We start from the raw sequence: 19,980 nt of genomic DNA, 5'->3' as shown, positions 1-19,980 counted from the left end.
GGGCTAAGAACACTTTGCTAGCGTGCTTGTCAGAATGACATCCGCTCCGGATAGTTCTCATCAGCGCCCGACCGGCCCCAAGAGCCGGCAGGCCACCTCCAGCAACAGGGAGATTGACCATGACGGACAGCAAGAAGACCGGCCTCAGCCGCCGGGGCTTTATCAAGGCCTCCGCAGCCGGCGCCGGCGCGGCGGTGGGGTCGGGGATCATCGGCGCGCCGATGATCTGGGCGCAGACGATCAAGGATGTCACGCTGAACCAGGTGGGGCCGTCCTATTCGGTGATCGCCGATATCTGCGAAAAGGCCTCGGTCGATCTCGGCTTCAAGATCGTGCCGCAAACCGCCGACAGCACCGCGCTGATGGCCAAGGTGGTGAACCAGCCCGAGACCATCGACATCGCCGATCTCGAATTCTGGGCGATGCAGAAGGTCTGGCGCTCGGGTCAGCTGCAGCCGGTTGAGGTGGCAAAGATCGCCAAATGGGGCGACATCACCCCGGTGATGAAGGATGGCAAGAATTTCGACGGCTCGCCCCAGTCAATGCAGGGCACCACGCCGGTCAAGGTGATGTATACCGGCGGCCCGGGCGATACCGCATTCTCGGCCAGCCCGACCGATTTCGCGACCACCATGCCCACGATCTACAACGCCGATACCGTCGGCATCCGCCCCGACCTGATCGGCCGCCCGGTGGAAAGCTGGGGCGAGCTCTTCAACCCGGAATTCAAGGGCAAGACCGCGCTGGTGAACATCCCCCAGATCGGGATCATGGATGCCGCCATGGCGATGGAAGCTCTGGGCGAGCTGACCTATGGCGACAAGGGCAATATGACGAAGGAAGAGATCGACACCACGATCAACCGCTTGATCGAGCTGAAGAAAGCCGGTCAGTTCCGCGCCTTCTGGTCGACCTTCGATGAGTCGGTGAACCTGATGGCCGGCGGCGAAGTGGTGATCCAGTCGATGTGGTCTCCCGCTGTTACGGCGGTGAAATCGCGCGGCACTCCTTGCGTCTATCAGGGGCTGAAAGAGGGCTATCGCGGCTGGGGCCTTGGCATGGGGCTGATGAGCCACCTGGAAGGCATCAAGCTGGAAGCGGCCTATGAATATCTGAACTGGTATCTCTCGGGCTGGCAGGGCGCGTTCATTGCGCGACAGGGTTACTATTCCTCGGTGCCGACGACGGCGAAAGAACAGCTCACCGCCAATGAATGGGGCTACTGGTATGAGGGCAAAGCCGCGACCGAAGACATCCTCGACCCTTACGGCGCGGTGATGGACAAGGCCGGCGCGGTGCGCGATGGCGGTTCGTTTGAATCGCGCATGGGCAATGTCGCCTGCTGGAACACCGTGATGGACGAAGAGCGCTACATGGTACAGCGCTGGAACGAATTCGTTTCGGCCTGATTTTGGGCCTGATTTCTTCCGGCGGGGTTCTGACCCCGCCGGGTTCCTCACGAGGGTAACCGATGTCGCGTTCTTCCGGGCGGTCTTCGCCGCTGACGCCCTATCTCCAGGTCGCGCCGCTGGCGCTGATCATGCTGGCCATGGTGGGCATTCCGCTGATCACCGTGCTGCTTCTGAGCTTCTGGCAATCGGACGGAATCTCGATCTACCCCGAATTCACCTGGGCGAATTACCAGCAGGTGCTGACATCGCCGGTGACGCTGACCCTGTTTCTGAACACGCTGAAATATGCCGGGCTGACGCTGATCGCGACGCTCTTGATCGGGTTTACCTGTTCCTATTTCCTCGTCTTCCATGTGCGGAACCTGAAATGGCAGATCGGGTTGTTCCTGCTGTGCACGATCCCGTTCTGGACCTCGAATGTCATCCGTATGGTGTCCTGGATCCCGTTTCTGGGCCGCGAAGGCGTCTTCAACCAGGCACTGATCTCGGCCGGAGTGATCGACCAACCACTTGATATCCTGCTTTATTCCGATTTCGCAGTGGTGCTGACCTATATCCATCTCTTCACGCTGTTTATGATCGTGCCGATCTTCAATTCGATGGCCAAGATCAACCCGAACCTGATAGAGGCCGCCCGAGATGCCGGCGCCTCCGGCTGGCAGATCCTCTGGACGGTGATCGTCCCCTTGTCGCGCACCGGCATCGCGCTTGGCGCGATCTTCGTCGTGACGCTGGTGATGGGCGATTTCTTTGTCGTACGGGTGATGAGCGGTGGGCAAAGCGCCTCGGTCGTCTCGGCGATGAAGAACCAGATCGACCAGCTTTTCTACCCCGAAGCCGCGGCCATGGCGGTGCTGCTGATCGTCGTGGTTCTCCTGATGGTCTCGGCGATCCTTCGGATTGTCGATATCCGTTCCGAACTGGCGAAGTGAGGGGTCATGGCACAGGCAACCCATAGACGCGGCCTCGGTTTCTACCTGCTGGCGGGTTTCTTCGCGCTGTTCGTGATCTTCCTGTACGGCCCGATGCTGGTGATTTTCATCCTCAGCTTCCAGGGGCCAACGGGCGGGCTGACCTTCCCGCTGCGTGGAGTCTCGACCCATTGGTTCGGCGATTTGTGGACATCGACCCGCTACGGCGATCTCGGCGGCGCCTTCCGCCGCTCGATGATACTCGGCGCCATGTCGCTGTTGATCACTGCGGTGGTCTGTCTGTTCGCGGGCCTCGCCTTCCGCAAGCGGTTTATCGGTGCGGGGCCGCTGTTCTATCTGGCAATCACCAGCCTCGTGGTGCCGGGGATCCTGCTCGGCCTCGGAATTTCGCAGCTGTTCCAGCTGCTTGGCTTCCGGCTGAACTGGTGGCTCTCGGGCCTCGGCGCGCATCTGAGCTGGACGCTGCCCTTCGGCCTTTTGATCATGTTCGCCGTGCTGAACCGGTTTGATTCATCCTGGGAAGAGGCCGCCCGCGACGCCGGCGCCACCCCCTCGCAGACTCTGCGCTACGTTACCGTGCCGATCCTCTTCCCGGGCCTGATCGCGGTGGCGCTGTTTGGCTTCACCCTGTCTTACGATGAAATGCCGCGCTCGCTCCTGACTGTTGGCGGCAAGAACACCCTGCCTATCGAGATTTCCAATATGACAACCAATGTGACGACACCCGCGCTTTATGCGATCGGCACCGTAACCTCGGTGATCAGCTTCGCGGTCATCGCGGCGGCTTTCGCCTGCATCGCCCTGATCCAGAAACGCCGTGCCCGTGCAAAGCGAGGAGCCTGACCATGTCTGACGCCAGCCGTATTGATATCAGTGGTGTCACCAAGCTTTATGGTCCGGTGAAGGCAGTGAATAATGTCGACCTGGTGATCGAGGGCGGGTCTTATTGCTGCATGATCGGCCCCTCGGGCTGTGGCAAGACCACGCTGCTCAGGATGATTGCCGGGCATGAAGCGCCCTCCTCGGGGCGGATTGCCATCGGTGGCCAGGACGTGACCCATTCCAGAACCGGCAGCCGTGGCACGGCGCTGATGTTCCAGAACTATGCGCTGTTTCCTCACCTTTCCCTGACCGACAATGTGGCGTTTTCGCTGCGTGTGAAGGGCGAGGCCACGGAGCCGCGCCGCGCCAAAGCCCGCGAGATGCTTGATCGCGTGCAGTTAAGCCACCTCGCCGACCGCCTGCCATCCGAGCTTTCCGGCGGCCAGCAGCAGCGGGTAGCGCTGGCGCGTGCTCTGATCACCAATCCCAAAGTCCTCCTGCTGGATGAGCCGCTTTCCGCGCTGGACGAATTCCTGCGGCTCCGGATGCGGGTAGAGCTGAAACGGCTGCAAAACGAACTTGGCATCACCTTTATCCACGTCACCCATACCCAGCCCGAGGCCATCGCGCTGGCCGATCAGGTCGTGGTGATGGATCACGGGCTGATCGAACAGGCTGCCAGCCCGCGTGAGATCTATAACCACCCGCACAGCCCCTATGTCGCCCGCTTCATGGGCGGCCAGAATGTGCTGGCGGGCAAAGTAGAAAGCATCTCGGGCGATGCCGCGACCGTCACCACCGCAGACGGGCACCGCCATGACCTGCCATCCGCGCCCGGTGTCACGCCGGGCGCAGAGATTCGTTTCTCGGTCCGCCGCGACCGCATTCATATCCTGCCCGAGGCCCCCGCCCGCAACGGGCTGACCGGCAAGGTCATCAATACCGAGTACCAGGGCACTTTCGTCAAAGTCGCCCTCGACACCGGCACACGCGAGGAATTCATCATCTACATGCCTGACGAGGCCTGGTTCGCCCGCCCGATCAGCGTCGGCGAGACCATCCATGCCACATGGGAGCCCGCCGCAAGCCACCATCTGAAAGGCACAAACAATTCCGCCGGAACACCTCTGGAAGACTGACACCGACACGTTAACAGGAGGCTAACATGGCCAAGAAAATCTACTGCGCCTTCGGCACCGATATCGATTCGGTCGCGGGCTGGATCGGTTCTTATGGCGGCGGCGACAGCCCGTCTGACATCCAGCGCGGGATATTCGCAACCGAGGTGGGCATCCCCCGCTTGCTGCGTTTGTTCAAAAAATACGATCTGCAGACCAGTTTTTTCATCCCCGGCCATTCGCTGGAAACCTTTCCGAAAGAAATGCGGATGATCGTGGATGCAGGCCATGAGGTGGGCGCTCATGGCTATCTGCACGAAAACCCCATCGCGATGACTCCGCAACAAGAGGAGGATGTTCTCGTCAAATCCATCGAGCTGATCGACAGGCTGACTGGCCGCCCGCCGCGCGGCTATGTGGCTCCCTGGTGGGAAATGTCGAACTCGACGGCGGCTTTGCTGCAAAAGTACAATTTCAGCTATGATCACAGCCAGGGCTACCGGGATTTCCAGCCATTCTATGCGCGTGTGGGCGATGAATGGAATGTCATCGACTATACGAAACAAGCCAAAGACTGGATGCACCCGCTGAAACACGGGAAAGAGATCGACCTCGTTGATATCGCCGCGAACTGGTATGTAGATGATCTGCCGCCAATGATGTTTATGAAAAAATCACCGAATTCGCATGGTTTCGTGAACCCGCGCGATATCGAGGAGCTTTGGCGTGACCAGTTCGACTGGGTCTATCGTGAGATGGATTATGCGGTCTTTGCCTTCACCATCCATCCGGATGTCGCGGGGCGGCCGCAGGTGCTTTTGATGCTCGAACGGCTGATCGAATATATCAACGGCCATGAAGGGGTCGAATGGGCGACATTTGAGCAGATTACCGACGATTTCCGCAAGCGTTATCCGTTTGAAGGCGGCAAACGCCCGGACGTGATCTGAGACCGGGCGCATCATGTGTTCCGCCTGTGGCTATCCCAGCCGCCCGGGCCATTGGACCGATGCCGGAGCTGTCACACCTGGCGACAGGGTGCGGGTGCGGTTCATCCGGCTGGTGGCAATCAACCGGCTGCTCGCCCCTTGGGGGCTCAAGGCCCATGATGACGGCGTGACACCCGGGTTACAGCTCTTTGCCCCGGGTGGGGCCTGGGAACTGGTGGCGGATCTGGACGGGCTCTGGTCTGCCGCCGCCAGGCTGGTCGGGACGCCGCTGGATCCGCTGTCGCCGCGCGCGCTGGACCATGGCTGAAGGTGTTGCGCAGAGGCGCCCCCGGTCAGGCTGCGCCAGACTACGCGACGAGAGAGCTGGCGATGCGAGAGCTGAAGGCGGAGCAGTCAGTGCCGGATCATGCGCCATCGGCCCAAGGATATCACCGTCAGGCCAGACGGGACCAGGCATCACGCAGTCAGGCGGTACAGGTCTGGAATCAGCATCCGACAGCGGCGAAAGCGCCGGAGCGGTGCATAAAGAAACGGCTGCAGCGGAAACCGCGCCCTCGCGGGCGCAAGGCGACGGCAGGCTGCCGCTGACCATATTGGGAGGCTTTTTGGGCGCCGGCAAAAGCAGCTGGCTGCGGCATCATCTCTATGCCGGACATTTTGCGCACCACCATATCATCGTCAATGAGGCGGCGGGTACGCCGGTGGACAATCTGCTGCTTGGCGCAGCATCCAGATTGACGGTTCTTGCCGGAGGCTGCGCCTGTTGCGAGGGGGCTGCCGCGCTGATCAGGGCCATGCGCGGGATCTGCGACGAGGCCAGTGGTCGCGATTTCGGGCAGATCGCGGGCATCTTGCTGGAGACCAGCGGGCTTGCCGATCCTGGCGCTATTGCCACGGCGGTTGCCGGTGACCCGATCCTCGCGCGCCGATTGCGGCTGAGCGAAACCCTTGTACTGGCCGATGCGCTGCACGGACAGTCTCAGCTGATGGAAGAGCCGCTCGCCCGCGCCCAGGCCGAAACGGCAGACCGCATCATCATCACCAAAACGGCCGCGGCCCCGCCGGAACAAACCGCGCGCTTGCTGGCCAGTTTGCAGATGCTGAATCCGGCGGCGCGGATCACCGGCGCAGAGCTCGGGATGCCTTGCGACCTGCCCGAACCCGGGCAGCCCTTTGACCTGGCCCCGGCCCGCGAGTCCACACCGATCAGGCCGTTTCGTCTTATAACAGGGGAGACGGAGGGATGGGTGGCACTCTCGACCTGGCTATCCGCGCTGCTCTTCGCCCGGGGCGGCGATGTGGTGCGGGTCAAGGGCGTGGTGCGCACGCCGGCAGGGCGCCTGCTGCTGCAATCGGTGCGTCATGTGATGCAGCCGCCCGAAATCCTGCCCGAGACCCTTGCCGGACCGGCACCGGAAGAAGGGGTGATTGTGTTGATCGGGCGCAATTTCGATGCGGAGATGCTGGAGCGGTCCTGGGCGCGCTTTGGCGGTTAGCGTGGCGGGCAACCGGATCAGGCCTCCCCCTGCCCGCGTTTCGCCTTCAGCTGCCTGGATTCGAACAGCGCCACCAGCACAAGGCCCAGCACCAGCGGCAACATCAGATAGAACAACCGGAACACGAGCAGCGCCGCCAACACGGTCTCGGGCGGGAATTCCGGCAGACCGGTGATCACCGCCAGCTCAAAAACCCCGATCCCGCCCGGCGCATGCGACAACAGCGCCAGCGAGAAACCGACCACAAACACCCCCATCACAACCATATATCCAGGGTTATTAGCCTCGGGCAGCGCGAAATAGAGGATGCCAGCGGCAAATAAAAGCTCCACCGGGGCTATGGTCACCTGCTTCAGCGCGATCGAGAACCGCGGGTAGGAAATGCGGAAATTGCGGATTTTCAGATCCGGCAGGCCAAGTGCCGATGAGGCCAGATAGACCAGCACGATCACCAGTGTCACCAGCGCGGCCCAGCGGACCACATAAGGCGATATATAGGCAGAAACGCGGTCGCCGAGATCCGGCGTCAGCAGGAAGGCAAAACCCAGCACGATCATCACGGCAAGGCTGAATGTGAGCGAGCAGAAGGTGACCAGCACACCGACCTCGGGCCCCGAAAGCCCTTTGGTCGTATAGGCGCGGTAGCGGATCACCGCGCCGGAAAAAGCTGATGCGCCAATGGTATGAGCCAGTGAATAAGTGGTCAGGGCGCAGCCGGCGACAAAGGGAAAACTGACCTTCTTGTTCAGATGCTGCAGCGCAATCACGTCGTAAAGCGCGAGATTGATATAGCAGGCCAGCGTGCACAGGACGATCAGGAACCAGTGCCATCTGCTGATCGCCCCGAACCCGGCCCAGAGCGCCTCCCATGACATGTCTTTCAATTCATGGGCCAGAAACCAGAAGGAAATCCCGATAGCCAGCAGGCCGATCACCGGCCAGATGAACTTCTTCCACTTCGCGCCGCCTGTCGTCGTTCCTGCCACGTGCCATTGTCCTGCTGTTTTTTGGCCCCGCCGGCAGCAAAATACCCGCCGGCAGGCTGCCCCATTGGAAACCCATTCCATGACAAGGGCAATTCCGGCTGCCCGGAAAAACGCAGAAAATCACGAAAATCTGTTTCCGGGTCACAGGCGGGCAGTCCGGGCCGGGATTTGCTGCCCCAGGGGTGCGCCGCCGTTGACCGGCTGGCGCAGGCTCAGGCCAGCTGGCCCTGATCCAGCCGCAGGGTCCGGTCCATCCGCGCGGCAAGGTCCAGGTTATGGGTCGCGATCAGCGCCGCCATCCCGGTCGAGCGCACCAGGTCCATCAGCGCGCCGAAAACCTGATCCGAGGTGCCCGGATCGAGATTGCCGGTCGGTTCATCGGCCAGCAAAAGCCCCGGCCCATTGGCCAGCGCCCGACAAAAGGCGACGCGCTGCTGCTCGCCCCCTGACAGGGCCGCCGGCCGGTGGCTGGCGCGCGTGCCGACACCGACCAGATCAAGCAGATCACGCGCCTTTGCCCCGGCCTCGCGCTTTGCCACACCATTCGCCAGCTGCGGGATCACGATGTTTTCCAGCGCGGTGAATTCCGGCAGCAGATGGTGGAACTGGTAGATGAAGCCGACATCGCGCCGCCGCGCCTCGGTGCGCATCCGGTCGGAAAGCCCGCCCATCTCGCGCCCGCCCATCACCACCCGCCCCGCATCCGGCGTATCCAGCAACCCGGCAATATGCAAAAGCGTCGATTTCCCCGCACCCGAGGGCGCCACCAGCGCCACCACCTCGCCTTTGGCAATCGACAGGCTGACGCCGCGCAGCACCTCGACTTGCGAGGGTTTGCCCCGGTTATAGCCCTTGGTGACGCCGTCCAGAACCAGTGCCTCACTCATAACGCAGCGCCTCCACCGGGTTCATACGGGCGGCGCGGCGCGCCGGGAAAATGGTCACGATAAAGGACAGGCCAAGCGCCAGCGCCACCGCCGAGATCACATCGCCCGTCTGCAGCTTTGCCGGCAGCGAATAGATCCCCCGGACCGAGGCATCCCAGACCGGGCTGCCATTGAGCCAGGCGATCCCCGCCATGACCTGATCGACATTCAGCGCCACCAGACAGCCAAGCGCCAGACCCGCAATGGTGCCGATCACCCCGGTGACCGCGCCACAGATGAAGAACACCCGCAGGACCGACCCCTGGCTCAGCCCCATCGTCCGCAGGATACCGATATCGCGCCCCTTGTTTTTCACCAGCATGATCAGCCCCGAAACGATGTTCAGCGACGCGATCAGCACGAGGATCGAGAGGATCAGGAACATCACATTGTCCTCGATATCCAGCGCGCGCAGGAACGACCCCGCAGAATCGCGCCAGGTCCAGGGATTGGCTGCCGGCCCGGCTGCGTTCAGGATCGGCAGAACGTAGTCATCCACCTTTTCCGGCTCGCGCACGATGACCTCGATTTCATCGGCATATCCCTCGCGGTTCAGAAAGCTCTGCGCCTCGGTAAAGGGCATATACATCCGCACCTTGTCGATATCGTAGCGCCCGGCGGTGAAGATATAGACGACCTCATAGGCTTTGGTACGCGGGCTGACCCCCATCGGCGTTCGGGGGCCGTTCAGCGTGATGACCCGCACCTTGTCACCCACGATCACCCCCAGATCGCGCGCCAGCACCGAGCCGAGCGCGATACCGTTGGGAAACATCTCAATATCACCGATGGAATCCGAGCCGACACCGATCCGGGGGATCTTTGCCAGTTCCTCGGGCGAGATGCCGTAAAGATCCGCACCGACGCTGCGTTCACCATCCGAGACCATCACCTGCCCCCGGATCAGCGGAGCCGCGCGTTCCACCCCCGGCACTTCGGCCACACGGGCGGCCAGCGCGTCATAATCAGCGAAACCGCGGATCTTTTGCCCGCTCGCATCGGTGCTGTCTGACGCCCAGAGCGTCACATGCGCATTGACGCCAAGGATCGTATCGACGAATTCCTCGCGAAAGCCGGCGCGCACCGCCAGCGTCACGATCAGGGCCGCCACCGCCAGCGTGATGCCGATCAGCGAAATCCAGGTCATCACCGAGACGCCGCCTTCGGCCCGGCGCGCGCGCAGATAACGCCAGGCGATCATCCATTCGAAAGCGGCGAAAGGGGCGGTTTTCTCGGCCATCTGCGCGGTCCTCATGCCAATCTTTATGATTATTGCCGGGCACCCGGTGTTTGGAATGCCCAATTTTGACGCGGAAAGTGGCCTCTGGGGCGCGAAAGGTCAAGAAAGCCTCTCGTGATCGGCGGCGGGATCGGCAGGGCCGGCGCCAAAAATCCGCGCCAGCGCCTCGGCCCGCTTGCGATGCATGATGGCATGGGTATAGCCGCGCGCGGTTTCCAGCGCATGAAGGCCCATCTGTGCCGCCATCCCCGATCCGGCCGCCACCTCCGTCAGCACCCGCGCCAGATCCTCCGCCGATCCGGGCGCCGTGATGCGGCCATTCACGCCGTCCTGCACCACTTCCAGATTGCCCGTCGTTCCGGTCGCGACCACCGGCACCGCCTGCGAAAAGGCGTCAAACAGGATGCGCGGCTGTTCGTCGCCGGTCGTCGGCACCACCACCGCATGATACTGCCCGAGCAGCGCCATAAAGGGCGCGCCATACTCCACCGGCTGCACGAGCCCCAGCCGCACATGCCGGGCCTGCGCCGCGAAAGCCGCAAGCCCCTCGCGCATCGGCCCCTCACCGATCACATCGACGGCCAGCGCGATGCCCTGCGCTTCCAGCCGCTCCAGCGCGGCCAGGAAAAGCCCGATCCCCTTTTCCGCCACCAGCCGCGAGGCCATCAGAAAACGCGGAGCGCCCTTCCCGGCCCAGGCGGCCCGGGCGACATCTTCGATCAGGATCATATCGTCGGAAATCCAGCTGGCCGGCAGCACCAGCGCCTCTCCCCCCGGCCCGACCGGCAGGCTGTCACGGTAAGCCTCGCTGGTATAGACCCCCAGCCGGGCGCGGCGCATCGACCAGCGCGCGAAACCCTCGGTCAGCCGCGCCCTGAGCCGCGCCTTGCGGCTGGCATGATCCCGGTCCGGCAGCCGCCAGAAGGCGCTTTCAGTCACCATCACCAGCGGACGGCGGCGCAGCACCGCCACCGGGTTGATCACCAGCCCCGGCGGTATCGGCCAGCCCGCGACACCGGAATGCACGATCCCGGCCTTTCCCACCGCGCGCCATGCCGCCAGCACCAGGCCCGGCAGGGCCAGAACCGCGCGCAGCGCGCCCCCCTCGGCCCGCCCGAAAGGGCGAAACCGCAGCCGGCGGCCAGCGGGCACCGGGACCCGCACCATATCCGGCCCGGGCACGGTGATCTGTACCTCCGGCGCCAGCACGGTCAGGTCGGCGATATAATCGAGATGCGCCCGCAGGTCATGCGCCCAGAGCCGGCCCAGCCAGACCGCGCCCTGCTTGTCGCGGTAAAAGGGGATCAGCACCGACAGCAGATAGGGCTGCCGGATCAGCGGCAGCGCGGCAGGATCGGGCGTAGGCGCAGCCATGATCTTACCCCCGGTCCTCAAATGCGAAACGGCCCGGGCGGTGACCCGGGCCTCTCTCCCCTCAGCGATGGGGGGCGTAGATTTCTTCGATCCGCGCCACGGCGGCCTCGGGCGTCAGCTCTTCGCTCTCGCCCGTGCGGCGCGAGGTCAGTTCGACCACGCCATTGGCCAGCCCGCGCGGCCCGACGGTGATCCGCCAGGGCAGGCCAATCATATCCATCGTGGCGAATTTGGCGCCCGCGCGTTCGTCGCGGTCATCGTAAAGCGGCTCCAGCCCCTTCGCGAGCAGCGCCTTCTCCAGGCTGGCGCAGGCCGCATCCGCCGCCGCATCGCCCTGTTTCAGGTTCACGATCCCGACCGGGAAAGGCGTGACACCTTCGGGCCAGATGATGCCCTTATCGTCATGGCTGGCCTCGATGATCGCGCCCAGGAGGCGCGAGACGCCGATCCCGTGCGAGCCCATTTCGACCGGCACTTTCGTCCCGTCTTTGGTCACGACGGTTGCGCCCATCGCCTCGGAGTATTTGGTGCCGAAATAGAAGATCTGGCCGACCTCGATGCCGCGCCCCACCTTGCGATGTTCCTCGGGGATCTGATCGAACAGAGCCGCATCATGGGTCTCGTCGGTGCGGGCATAAAGCGTGGTGAACTCTTTGCAGACGCCCGACACCTCGTCGCGATTGTCGTAATCGACCTCGCGTTGACCCAGTTTCAGCGCGGTCACGCGGTCGTCATAGAAGACCTCGCTCTCGCCCGTCTGCGCCAGCACGAGGAATTCATGCGTGTTGTCGCCGCCGATCGGGCCCGAGGCCGCCCGCATCGGGATCGCGGTCAGGCCCATCCGTTCATAGGTGCGCAGATAGCTGACCATATGGCGGTTATAGGCATGCAAAGCGGCGTCGCGGTCGACGTCGAAATTATAGCCGTCCTTCATGTAGAATTCGCGGCCCCGCATGACGCCGAAACGCGGGCGGACCTCGTCGCGGAACTTCCACTGGATGTGGTAAAGCGTCAGCGGCAGGTCTTTGTAGCTGTTCACATGGGAGCGGAAGATGTCGGTGATCATCTCTTCATTGGTCGGCCCGTAAAGCATATCGCGCTCATGCCGGTCCTTGATCCGCAGCATCTCCTGGCCGTAATCGTCGTAACGACCAGACTCCCGCCACAGATCGGCGGGTTGCAGCGTCGGCATCAGCAGGGGAATATGCCCGGCGCGGATCTGCTCTTCATGCACGATCTGCTCAATGCGTTTCAGAACCCGGAAGCCCAGCGGCAGCCAGGAATAAATGCCGGCGGCCTGCTGCTTGATCATGCCGGCGCGCAGCATATAGCGATGCGAGACGATCTGGGCTTCTTTGGGGTCATCTTTCAGGACGGGCAGAAAGTAGCGCGACAGACGCATGGCGGCCTCACTGGCGGGATATGGGCGGTATTTGCCCCCGTTCCTAGCGGCAAGCCCCCGCCCGGGCAAGAGAGCGCAGACCTTGCACCCCCGCCGATTTCCCGCAGAGTGGCGCGATTGAAGCCGGAGATTGCATGACCGACGCCGTTACCACCCTCCACATCGCCCCGCGCCATTTCTGGCTGATCGTCTTTCTGACCTGCCTGCTCGCCCTGAGCCTCCTGACGCTGGCCGTCCTCCGCCAGGTCGGGCGCAAGGTTCAGAAAACCCCCTGGGACCATCTGTCAAATGCCGCCCTGACCGGCTGGCTCATCCTGGGTTTTGCCTGGACCGGCCTGCTTTTGCTGTCGATTATGGCTGCCTATAATCTGCTCTGGCCCTGGAAAGAGACCCTCCCGGAAGCTTCCGGCTCAATGCCGCTCGGGGCGGGCGCTCTGGTGGTGGCCCTGCTGGGCGCGCCCTGGGTGATCTGGGGCACCTGGCTGAAACACCGGACGGTCGCTTTCCAGAAAGAGGGCCATATGACCGACCGCATCAGCAAAGCAGTCGAGCAGCTGGGTGCGGAGAAGACGGTGAAGGCCGGCACCGGTGAGGATGACAAAGTCACTGAGCGAACCGAGCCGAATATCGAAGTCCGGATCGGAGGCCTCCTGTCGCTGGAACGCATCGCCGAAGATTCGATGCGCTTTGATCATGGCCGCGATCATATCCGCGTCATGCAGATCATCTGCGCCTATCTTCGGCAAAATTCTCGTGCAACCAACCTTGAGCCAACCCACCCCCCTTTCAAATCCAGAACGCCTCGGCTGGATTTGCAAATCGCAACGGATGTTCTGTGCCGCCGGAAACCCGCACAAGTTGAGGTGGAGGCAAGACAGAAATATCGCCTCGACCTGCGTGAAGTGGACTTCGACGGAATGCTGCTTTCCAAGGGAGATTTTGCAGGCGCTCTGATGATGGGCTGCAGATTTGAAGATACTGATCTGCGCAATGCGAACCTAACTGCCACCAACATGTCTGGCAGCCTGCTCAGTAATGTATGGCTTGGAGAAGCGCTCCTGCTTGGCACTAATCTGAATGGCACGACAATGGCGTCCGACGGGTTCCTGGGCGCTGACCTTTCGGACCGCGTCGCGGTTATGATATCTGGCGCAATAATGCCCTCGCTCGTGATCGAGCTGGAAGAGGCTTTGGCATTCTTCGGATCTCCGGCAACGCGTCTGGGCGAGGACAATGACGGAAAGATGCTCCGCGCCGCTTTGTGGACGGCATGGGAAGCTGGCAAGCTCGGGGCGCTTCTAAAAAAGGAGGGGATGTACGTTCCGCACCCAGAACGCGTTCCGCACGAGCACCTTACGTTCCTGCATTGGGAACCTTTCATATCGTTGGATTCTGGAAGTCCGCGCCTGATCCGCTGGCGCGCTTACCACAACCTGACCGGCTGGCCCCATGAGGACTGACCTCCGCCCATTCCTCCCCTTCCCCTTGCGCCCGCAGCAATCCCCGGCAATATCACTCGTGTAACGAGCGAGAGGACTGTCATGTCACTGCCGATCCAGGCGCAGGCGAAATACTGGGGGATCGCGGGGCTTGTTCTGGTCTTGCTCCTGTGGCTGCTCGGCGATGTGCTGTTGCCCTTTGTTCTTGGTGCGGCTTTGGCCTATTTCCTTGACCCCGTCGCCGACCGGCTGGAGCGCGCGGGGTTCAGCCGGGTTGCCGCAACCTCGGTGATCGCGCTGGTCGCGGGGCTGATTTTTGTCACATTGATGCTGTCGATCATCCCGACTTTGATCCAGCAGCTGACCGCGCTGATCGAATCCGCGCCCGAGATTTCCAAAAAGCTGCAAGGCTTTCTGGTGGATCGCTTCCCCGAGCTTGCCGACCGCACCTCGACCCTGCGCCAGACCATGGCCGAGATCGGTGACACCGTGAGAGCCCAGGGCGGCAAGGTGGTCGGCGGGCTGCTCCAGACCGCATTCGGGGCGGTCTCCATCGTGCTGGTGCTGCTGGTGGCGCCGGTCGTGGCCTTTTACCTGCTGCTGGACTGGGACCGGATGATCGCCCGCATCGACGCGCTGCTGCCGCGCCAGCACGCGGCAACGGTGCGCGAAATCGCCTCCGAGATCGACGTGACGCTGGCGGGGTTCCTGCGCGGCCAGGTGATGGTCTGCCTGATCCTCGGCGCCTTTTACTCGATCACGCTGATGATGGCGGGGCTGCAATATGGGCTGATCGTCGGGGCCCTTGCCGGGGCGATCACCTTCATCCCCTATATCGGTGCGCTGTTTGGTGGCGTGCTGGCCATCGGTCTTGCGCTGTTCCAGTTCTGGGGCGAGTGGTTTTCCATCGGGATCGTGGTGGCGATCTTTGCAGTGGGACAATTCGTCGAGGGGAATATCCTCTCGCCCAAGCTGGTCGGGCAATCGGTCGGGCTGCATCCGGTCTGGCTGTTGCTGGCGCTGTCGGCCTTCGGATCGCTGTTCGGCTTTGTGGGGATGCTGGTCGCGGTGCCGGTGGCAGCGGTGATCGGGGTATTGGTGCGCTTTGGCGTCTCGCAATACCAGAACAGTCCGCTTTTCACCGGAGCCCATGCAGATACCGCGCCCCCGCCCCCGGCACCGGCCCGCAAACGGGCAGCGAAAACGCCAGGCCAGGAGCCCGGAGGCCCGGCGTGAAGAGACAGCTGGCCTTTCATCTGCCGCCGCGCGAGAATCTTGGGCGCGAAGATTACATCGTGACACCCTCGACCGCGCTGGCGCTTTGCGCGATGGATCGCTGGCGCGACTGGCCGGGCGGCAAGATGCTGCTGGTCGGGCCCGAGGGCGCCGGCAAAAGCCATCTCGCGGCGATCTGGGCCAGCGCGACCGGTGCGCCGCGCCTTGCTGCCACCGATCTTGCTGCCACTGATATTGTAGGGCTGGATCTGCCGGCGCTGGCAGCGACGGGCGCCGTCGCCATCGAGGATGCCGATCGGATCGCCGGAGACCGCGCGGCAGAGACCGCGCTGTTCCACCTCCACAACATGCTTCTGCCAGCGGGCCGCCTGCTGGTCACCGCCAAGGCGCCGCCGCGTGACTGGGGCCTTGCGCTGCCCGATCTGATGTCGCGCCTGCAGGCAGCCGCGCTGACCCGGCTGGAGGCGCCGGACGATGCGCTGCTGAACGGGGTTCTGGTCAAGCTCTTTGCCGACCGCCAGCTGCAACCGCCGCCAAGCCTGATCCCCTGGGCGATTGCCCGCATGCCGCGCTCGATCCGGGCGGCGCGCGCGCTGGTGGCACGGATGGACGAGCTGGCGCTGGAACGTGGCTGCGCCCCCGGTCTGCGACTTGCCGCCGAAATTCTGGGCGATACGTTGCCGGAATAGCCAGATGACACCATTTGGTTACACAAGAGTTACATAAACTTCACAACCCTTCCCTGAATCGCCGACATATAAGCCGCGAAATGACACAGGCAGATTTTCTCAAAACCGCAGCCCCCACGACCGTCTCTCTGCCCGAGGATGAGATCCTGGGGCCGAAACGCTTCTTCAACCGCGAGCTCTCCTGGCTCGCCTTCAACTGGCGCGTGCTGGAAGAGGCGGCGAACCCTGCGGTGCCCCTGCTGGAGCGGCTGCGCTTTCTGTCGATCTCGGCAACCAACCTGGATGAGTTCTACACCGTCCGGGTGGCGGGGCTGCGGGCGCTGAAACGCACCGGCAACAGCGTGATCTCGGAAGATGGCCGCACCCCTGCCGAGCAGCTGGAGCTGATCAATGCCGAGGCGCGGCGCCTGATGCAGGTGCAGCAGACCACGTTCAAAAAGCTGCGCGCCGAGATGGAAGAGGTCGGGATCATCCTGCTGACCCGGTCGAAACTGAATGTGCGCGATCTGAAATTCCTGGAAGAATACTTTCTTTCCAATGTTTTCCCGGTGCTTTCGCCGCTGGCCATCGACCCGGCGCATCCATTTCCCTTTATCCCGAACACCGGCTTCTCGCTGGCGCTGGAGCTGGAACGCACCTCTGACCGCCGCCGGCTGAACGCGCTTTTGCCGATCCCGCAGCAGGTGGCGCGCTTTATCCAGCTGCCGGGCAATCCGGGCCAGGACCGTTTCCTGCCGCTGGAAGAGCTGCTCCTGCTGCATCTCGACATGCTGTTCCCCGGCTTCTCGGATCGCGGACACTGCACCTTCCGGGTCCTCAGGGACAGCGATCTTGAGGTCGAGGAAGAGGCCGAAGACCTCGTGCGCGAATTCGAGACCGCGCTGAAACGCCGCCGCCGGGGCGAGGTGATCCGGCTGAAAATGTCCGCCGGGGCGCCGCCGGAACTGCGGGCACTGATCATGGAAGAGATCGACGCCGACGAGGATGAGGTGATCGAGGTGCGCGGCATGATCGGCGTCGCCGATCTGAAAGCCCTGGTGCTGAATTCGCGCCCGGATCTGCTCTGGCCGCCCTTTACGCCCCGTGTGCCGGAGCGGGTACGCGACCATGAGGGCAATATCTTCGCCGCGATCAAGCAAAAGGATATGCTGCTGCATCATCCTTACGAGACCTTTGACACGGTGATCCGCTTTCTGGAACAGGCGGCGCGCGACCCCAATGTGGTGGCGATCAAACAGACGCTGTACCGCACCTCCTGGGACAGCCCGATCGTCTCGGCGCTTTGCGAGGCGGCCGAGGCCGGCAAGTCGGTCACCGCGCTGGTCGAACTGAAGGCGCGCTTTGACGAGGCCGCGAATATCCGCCAGTCGCGGCGGCTGGAGCGGTCGGGCGCCCATGTGGTTTACGGCTTTATGAACCTGAAAACCCATGCGAAAATTTCAACCGTGGTGCGGCGCGAGGGCGACAGCCTGGTGACCTATACCCATTACGGCACCGGCAATTACCACCCGATCACCGCCAGGATCTATACTGACCTCTCGCTTTTCACCTGCGACGCCGCGCTTGGCCGCGACGCGACCAAGGTGTTCAATTACCTTTCCGGCTATGTGCAGCCCCAGGGGCTGGAGAACCTGTCAATCTCGCCGATCAGCCTGAAGCCGCGCCTCATCGAACTGATCGCGGCCGAGGCCGGGCATGCCCGCGCCGGACGTCCGGGCGAGATCTGGGCCAAGATGAATTCGGTGATTGATGCCGATGTGATCGACGCGCTTTATGCCGCCTCGCAGGCGGGCGTGAAGATCAACCTGGTGATCCGGGGCATCTGCGGCCTCCGGCCAGGCGTAAAGGGACTGTCGGAAAACATCCGCGTCAAATCCATCGTCGGGCGTTTCCTCGAACATTCCCGCATCGTCTGTTTCGGCAGTGGCTACGGCCTGCCGTCGCAAAAATCGCGGGTCTTCTTTTCTTCCGCTGACTGGATGGGCCGCAATCTCACCCGCCGCGTCGAAACCCTGGTCGAGGCCATCAACCCAACGGTGAAAAGCCAGATCCTGTCGCAGATCATGGCGGCAAACCTTGCCGATGAGGCGCAAAGCTGGGTGCTTTCCGCCGATGGCCGCTACCGCCGCGATCTGGCACCGGCTGACGGTGTGCCTTTCAACTGCCACCGCTTTTTCATGGAGAACCCGTCACTTTCGGGCCGGGGCACCGCCGGGGCCAAGGATGCGCCGCGCATCCTGACCGCGCGTGACGAAGAGCCCGGCCATGCTGCGAAACCGGCCGCAAATCCGACCGCCGGCTGAAACACGGCAGAGCATGGTGGTTGACCTGTCGCCAGCCAGGCGCAAAAAGAAGACCAGATGACCCGTGAGATGCGATGAGCCCTGACACCCAGCCCCCCCCCGCAGCCGCAAAGCATGAGGAAGAATGGGCGCCCTTCGGGCGGCCATTGTTCCAGGACGATGGGGCGCGGGCGCTGTCCAGGGTGGGGGTGGTCGATGTCGGATCGAACTCGGTCCGGATGGTGGTGTTTGACGGCGCAGCCCGCAGCCCGGCCTATTTCTACAATGAAAAGATCATGTGCGGCCTGGGCAAGGATCTGGTGACGACCGGCCATCTGAATCCCGAGGGGCGCGTCCGCGCCCTTGCCGCGCTGAAACGCTTTGCGCTGCTGGCCAGGGGCATGGATATCGGCCCGCTGACGGTGGTGGCCACTGCCGCCACCCGCGAGGCCAGCGACGGCCCCGATTTCCAGGCCGAGATTCTGCGCGCGACCGGGCTGAAACTCCATGTGGTGGACGGGCCGGAAGAGGCGCGGCTTTCGGCCCAGGGCGTGCTGCTGGGCTGGCCCGATGCGAAAGGGCTTGTCTGCGATATCGGCGGCAATTCGATGGAGCTTGCCCGCATCGGCGATGGCAAGGTCGGCAAACGGGTCTCGACCCGGCTTGGCCCTTTCCGGCTTTTGCAGCTGGAGGGTGGCGTGAAAAAGCGCCAGTCCCATATCGACCGCGTGCTGAAAGACGTGCAATCGCAGCTGAAATCCGAGGGCGAGCGGATCTATCTCGTCGGCGGCTCCTGGCGGGTGATCGCGCGGCTGGATATGGAGCGGCGGAACTATCCGCTGCTGGTGCTGCATGAATACCGCATGACACCGGAAAGCCTGCTGGACACGCTGGACTGGATCGCCGCCTCGGATCTGGCGGTGCTGCGCGCCCGCACCGGCACTTCGGCCGAGCGGATGGAACTGGTCCCCATCGCCTGCGAAGTGCTGCGCGAGCTGATCAAGGTGCTGAAACCGCGCGAGATCGACATTTCCGCCTATGGTATCCGCGAGGGGCTGCTTTATGAGCAGATGCCCGAACGCCTGCGTGAACGCGACCCGCTGATCGAGGCGGCGCGGATGACCGAACGCAGCCAGGCCCGCATCCCTGGGCTCGGGAAGAAGCTGTTCGAATTCCTGCTGCCGCTGTTCAAAGGCGAAAGCGAGGGGCAGATGCGGCTGATCAAGGCCGCCTGCCTTTTGCACGACACCACCTGGCGCGCGCATCCCGATTACCGCGCCGAGGCCTGTTTCGACAATGCGACCCGCGCCAATCTGGGCGGGCTGGACCATCCGGGCCGGGTTTTCCTGGGCCTCGCCTTGCTGCATCGCTATAAGAACAGCCGCGCGGGCAACCGGATGGAGCCGCTGTTCCGGCTGCTGAATGATGACGAGCTGCGCCTGGCCGAGGTGCTGGGCAAGGCTTTGCGCTTTGGCGCGATGTTTGCCGCCGGCGATCCGGCCCAGGCCGGACATCTGACCTGGGCGCCGAAAAAGCGCCTTCTCGGGCTGGAGCTGACCAAAGACGGCCAGGACCTTTACGGCGAGGTCGCCCAGGCGCGCTTTGCCTCGCTGACCACCGCGCTGAAGGCAAAGGCCAAAGTCACACAGCCAGGCGAAGCCTGAGCGGTGCCAGAG

The 19,980-nt window shown here is 63.1% G+C and carries 17 protein-coding genes; 12 read left to right on the top strand and 5 right to left on the bottom strand.

Annotated features, from left to right (window positions below; genetic code table 11):
- Positions 1-119: 119 nt before the first annotated feature.
- The 7 genes from DRF71_RS13210 to DRF71_RS13180 all read left to right on the top strand — a co-directional run bounded on the left by DRF71_RS13210 (position 120) and on the right by DRF71_RS13180 (position 6,730).
- Complete coding sequence (locus DRF71_RS13210) at positions 120-1,409, top strand: ABC transporter substrate-binding protein (protein ID WP_112310961.1); 1,290 nt, start codon at positions 120-122, stop codon at positions 1,407-1,409.
- Positions 1,410-1,471: 62 nt separating this feature from the next.
- Positions 1,472-2,344, top strand: a complete 873-nt coding sequence (locus tag DRF71_RS13205) for an ABC transporter permease (RefSeq protein ID WP_112310960.1) — start codon at positions 1,472-1,474, stop codon at positions 2,342-2,344.
- Between the two features lie 6 nt (positions 2,345-2,350).
- Entirely contained in the window at positions 2,351-3,187 is an 837-nt protein-coding gene (locus DRF71_RS13200) for an ABC transporter permease (RefSeq protein WP_112310959.1), read from the top strand.
- Positions 3,188-3,189: 2 nt separating this feature from the next.
- Entirely contained in the window at positions 3,190-4,305 is a 1,116-nt protein-coding gene (locus tag DRF71_RS13195) for an ABC transporter ATP-binding protein (RefSeq protein WP_112310958.1), read from the top strand.
- A 26-nt stretch (positions 4,306-4,331) separates the two neighbouring features.
- Positions 4,332-5,234 (top strand): polysaccharide deacetylase family protein, encoded by a 903-nt coding sequence (locus DRF71_RS13190; protein ID WP_112310957.1) that lies wholly within the window; start codon positions 4,332-4,334, stop codon positions 5,232-5,234.
- Positions 5,235-5,247: 13 nt separating this feature from the next.
- Complete coding sequence (locus DRF71_RS13185) at positions 5,248-5,541, top strand: hypothetical protein (protein WP_112310956.1); 294 nt, start codon at positions 5,248-5,250, stop codon at positions 5,539-5,541.
- Positions 5,542-5,752: 211 nt separating this feature from the next.
- Positions 5,753-6,730, top strand: coding sequence for a CobW family GTP-binding protein (locus DRF71_RS13180; protein ID WP_232831490.1), 978 nt, complete (start codon positions 5,753-5,755; stop codon positions 6,728-6,730).
- A 17-nt stretch (positions 6,731-6,747) separates the two neighbouring features.
- On the opposite strand, the gene DRF71_RS13175 is transcribed toward DRF71_RS13180, so the two are convergent.
- The 5 genes from DRF71_RS13175 to proS form a co-directional block, all read right to left on the bottom strand.
- Entirely contained in the window at positions 6,748-7,716 is a 969-nt protein-coding gene (locus tag DRF71_RS13175) for a lysylphosphatidylglycerol synthase domain-containing protein (RefSeq protein ID WP_198672195.1), read from the bottom strand.
- A 212-nt stretch (positions 7,717-7,928) separates the two neighbouring features.
- The gene (locus DRF71_RS13170; protein ID WP_112310953.1) at positions 7,929-8,603 is read right to left on the bottom strand and encodes an ABC transporter ATP-binding protein; all 675 of its coding nucleotides are present in this window, start codon (positions 8,601-8,603) and stop codon (positions 7,929-7,931) included.
- Positions 8,596-9,882, bottom strand: coding sequence for a lipoprotein-releasing ABC transporter permease subunit (locus tag DRF71_RS13165; protein ID WP_112311314.1), 1,287 nt, complete (start codon positions 9,880-9,882; stop codon positions 8,596-8,598). Before DRF71_RS13165 ends, DRF71_RS13170 begins: the two co-directional genes overlap by 8 nt.
- A 99-nt stretch (positions 9,883-9,981) precedes the next feature.
- Positions 9,982-11,256, bottom strand: coding sequence for a glycosyltransferase (locus tag DRF71_RS13160; protein ID WP_112310952.1), 1,275 nt, complete (start codon positions 11,254-11,256; stop codon positions 9,982-9,984).
- Between the two features lie 61 nt (positions 11,257-11,317).
- A complete protein-coding gene (gene proS / locus DRF71_RS13155) occupies positions 11,318-12,658 on the bottom strand; it encodes a proline--tRNA ligase (RefSeq protein ID WP_112310951.1) in 1,341 nt (446 codons plus the stop codon).
- A gap of 134 nt (positions 12,659-12,792) precedes the next feature.
- Here proS and DRF71_RS13150 point away from each other — a divergent pair, with 134 nt between their 5' ends.
- From DRF71_RS13150 to DRF71_RS13130, 5 genes are all read left to right on the top strand, one after another.
- On the top strand, positions 12,793-14,118 hold the full coding sequence (locus tag DRF71_RS13150; RefSeq protein WP_112310950.1) for a pentapeptide repeat-containing protein: 1,326 nt from the start codon (positions 12,793-12,795) through the stop codon (positions 14,116-14,118).
- 81 nt (positions 14,119-14,199) lie between these two features.
- Positions 14,200-15,333 carry an AI-2E family transporter gene (locus DRF71_RS13145; protein WP_112310949.1) on the top strand — a complete coding sequence of 378 codons (1,134 nt, stop codon included), beginning with the start codon at positions 14,200-14,202 and terminating at the stop codon, positions 15,331-15,333.
- A complete protein-coding gene (locus DRF71_RS13140; protein ID WP_112310948.1) occupies positions 15,330-16,022 on the top strand; it encodes a P-loop NTPase family protein in 693 nt (230 codons plus the stop codon). The genes DRF71_RS13145 and DRF71_RS13140 overlap by 4 nt, the downstream gene beginning before the upstream one ends.
- An 80-nt stretch (positions 16,023-16,102) precedes the next feature.
- Positions 16,103-18,325 carry an RNA degradosome polyphosphate kinase gene (locus tag DRF71_RS13135; RefSeq protein ID WP_112310947.1) on the top strand — a complete coding sequence of 741 codons (2,223 nt, stop codon included), beginning with the start codon at positions 16,103-16,105 and terminating at the stop codon, positions 18,323-18,325.
- 74 nt (positions 18,326-18,399) lie between these two features.
- Positions 18,400-19,968, top strand: a complete 1,569-nt coding sequence (locus tag DRF71_RS13130; RefSeq protein WP_112310946.1) for a Ppx/GppA family phosphatase — start codon at positions 18,400-18,402, stop codon at positions 19,966-19,968.
- Positions 19,969-19,980: the final 12 nt, after the last annotated feature.

It is taken from the genome of Pseudogemmobacter bohemicus (assembly GCF_003290025.1).
In the GTDB taxonomy this organism is placed as follows: Bacteria; Pseudomonadota; Alphaproteobacteria; order Rhodobacterales; family Rhodobacteraceae; genus Pseudogemmobacter; species Pseudogemmobacter bohemicus.
This window is presented reverse-complemented; position numbering and strand designations above follow the sequence as displayed.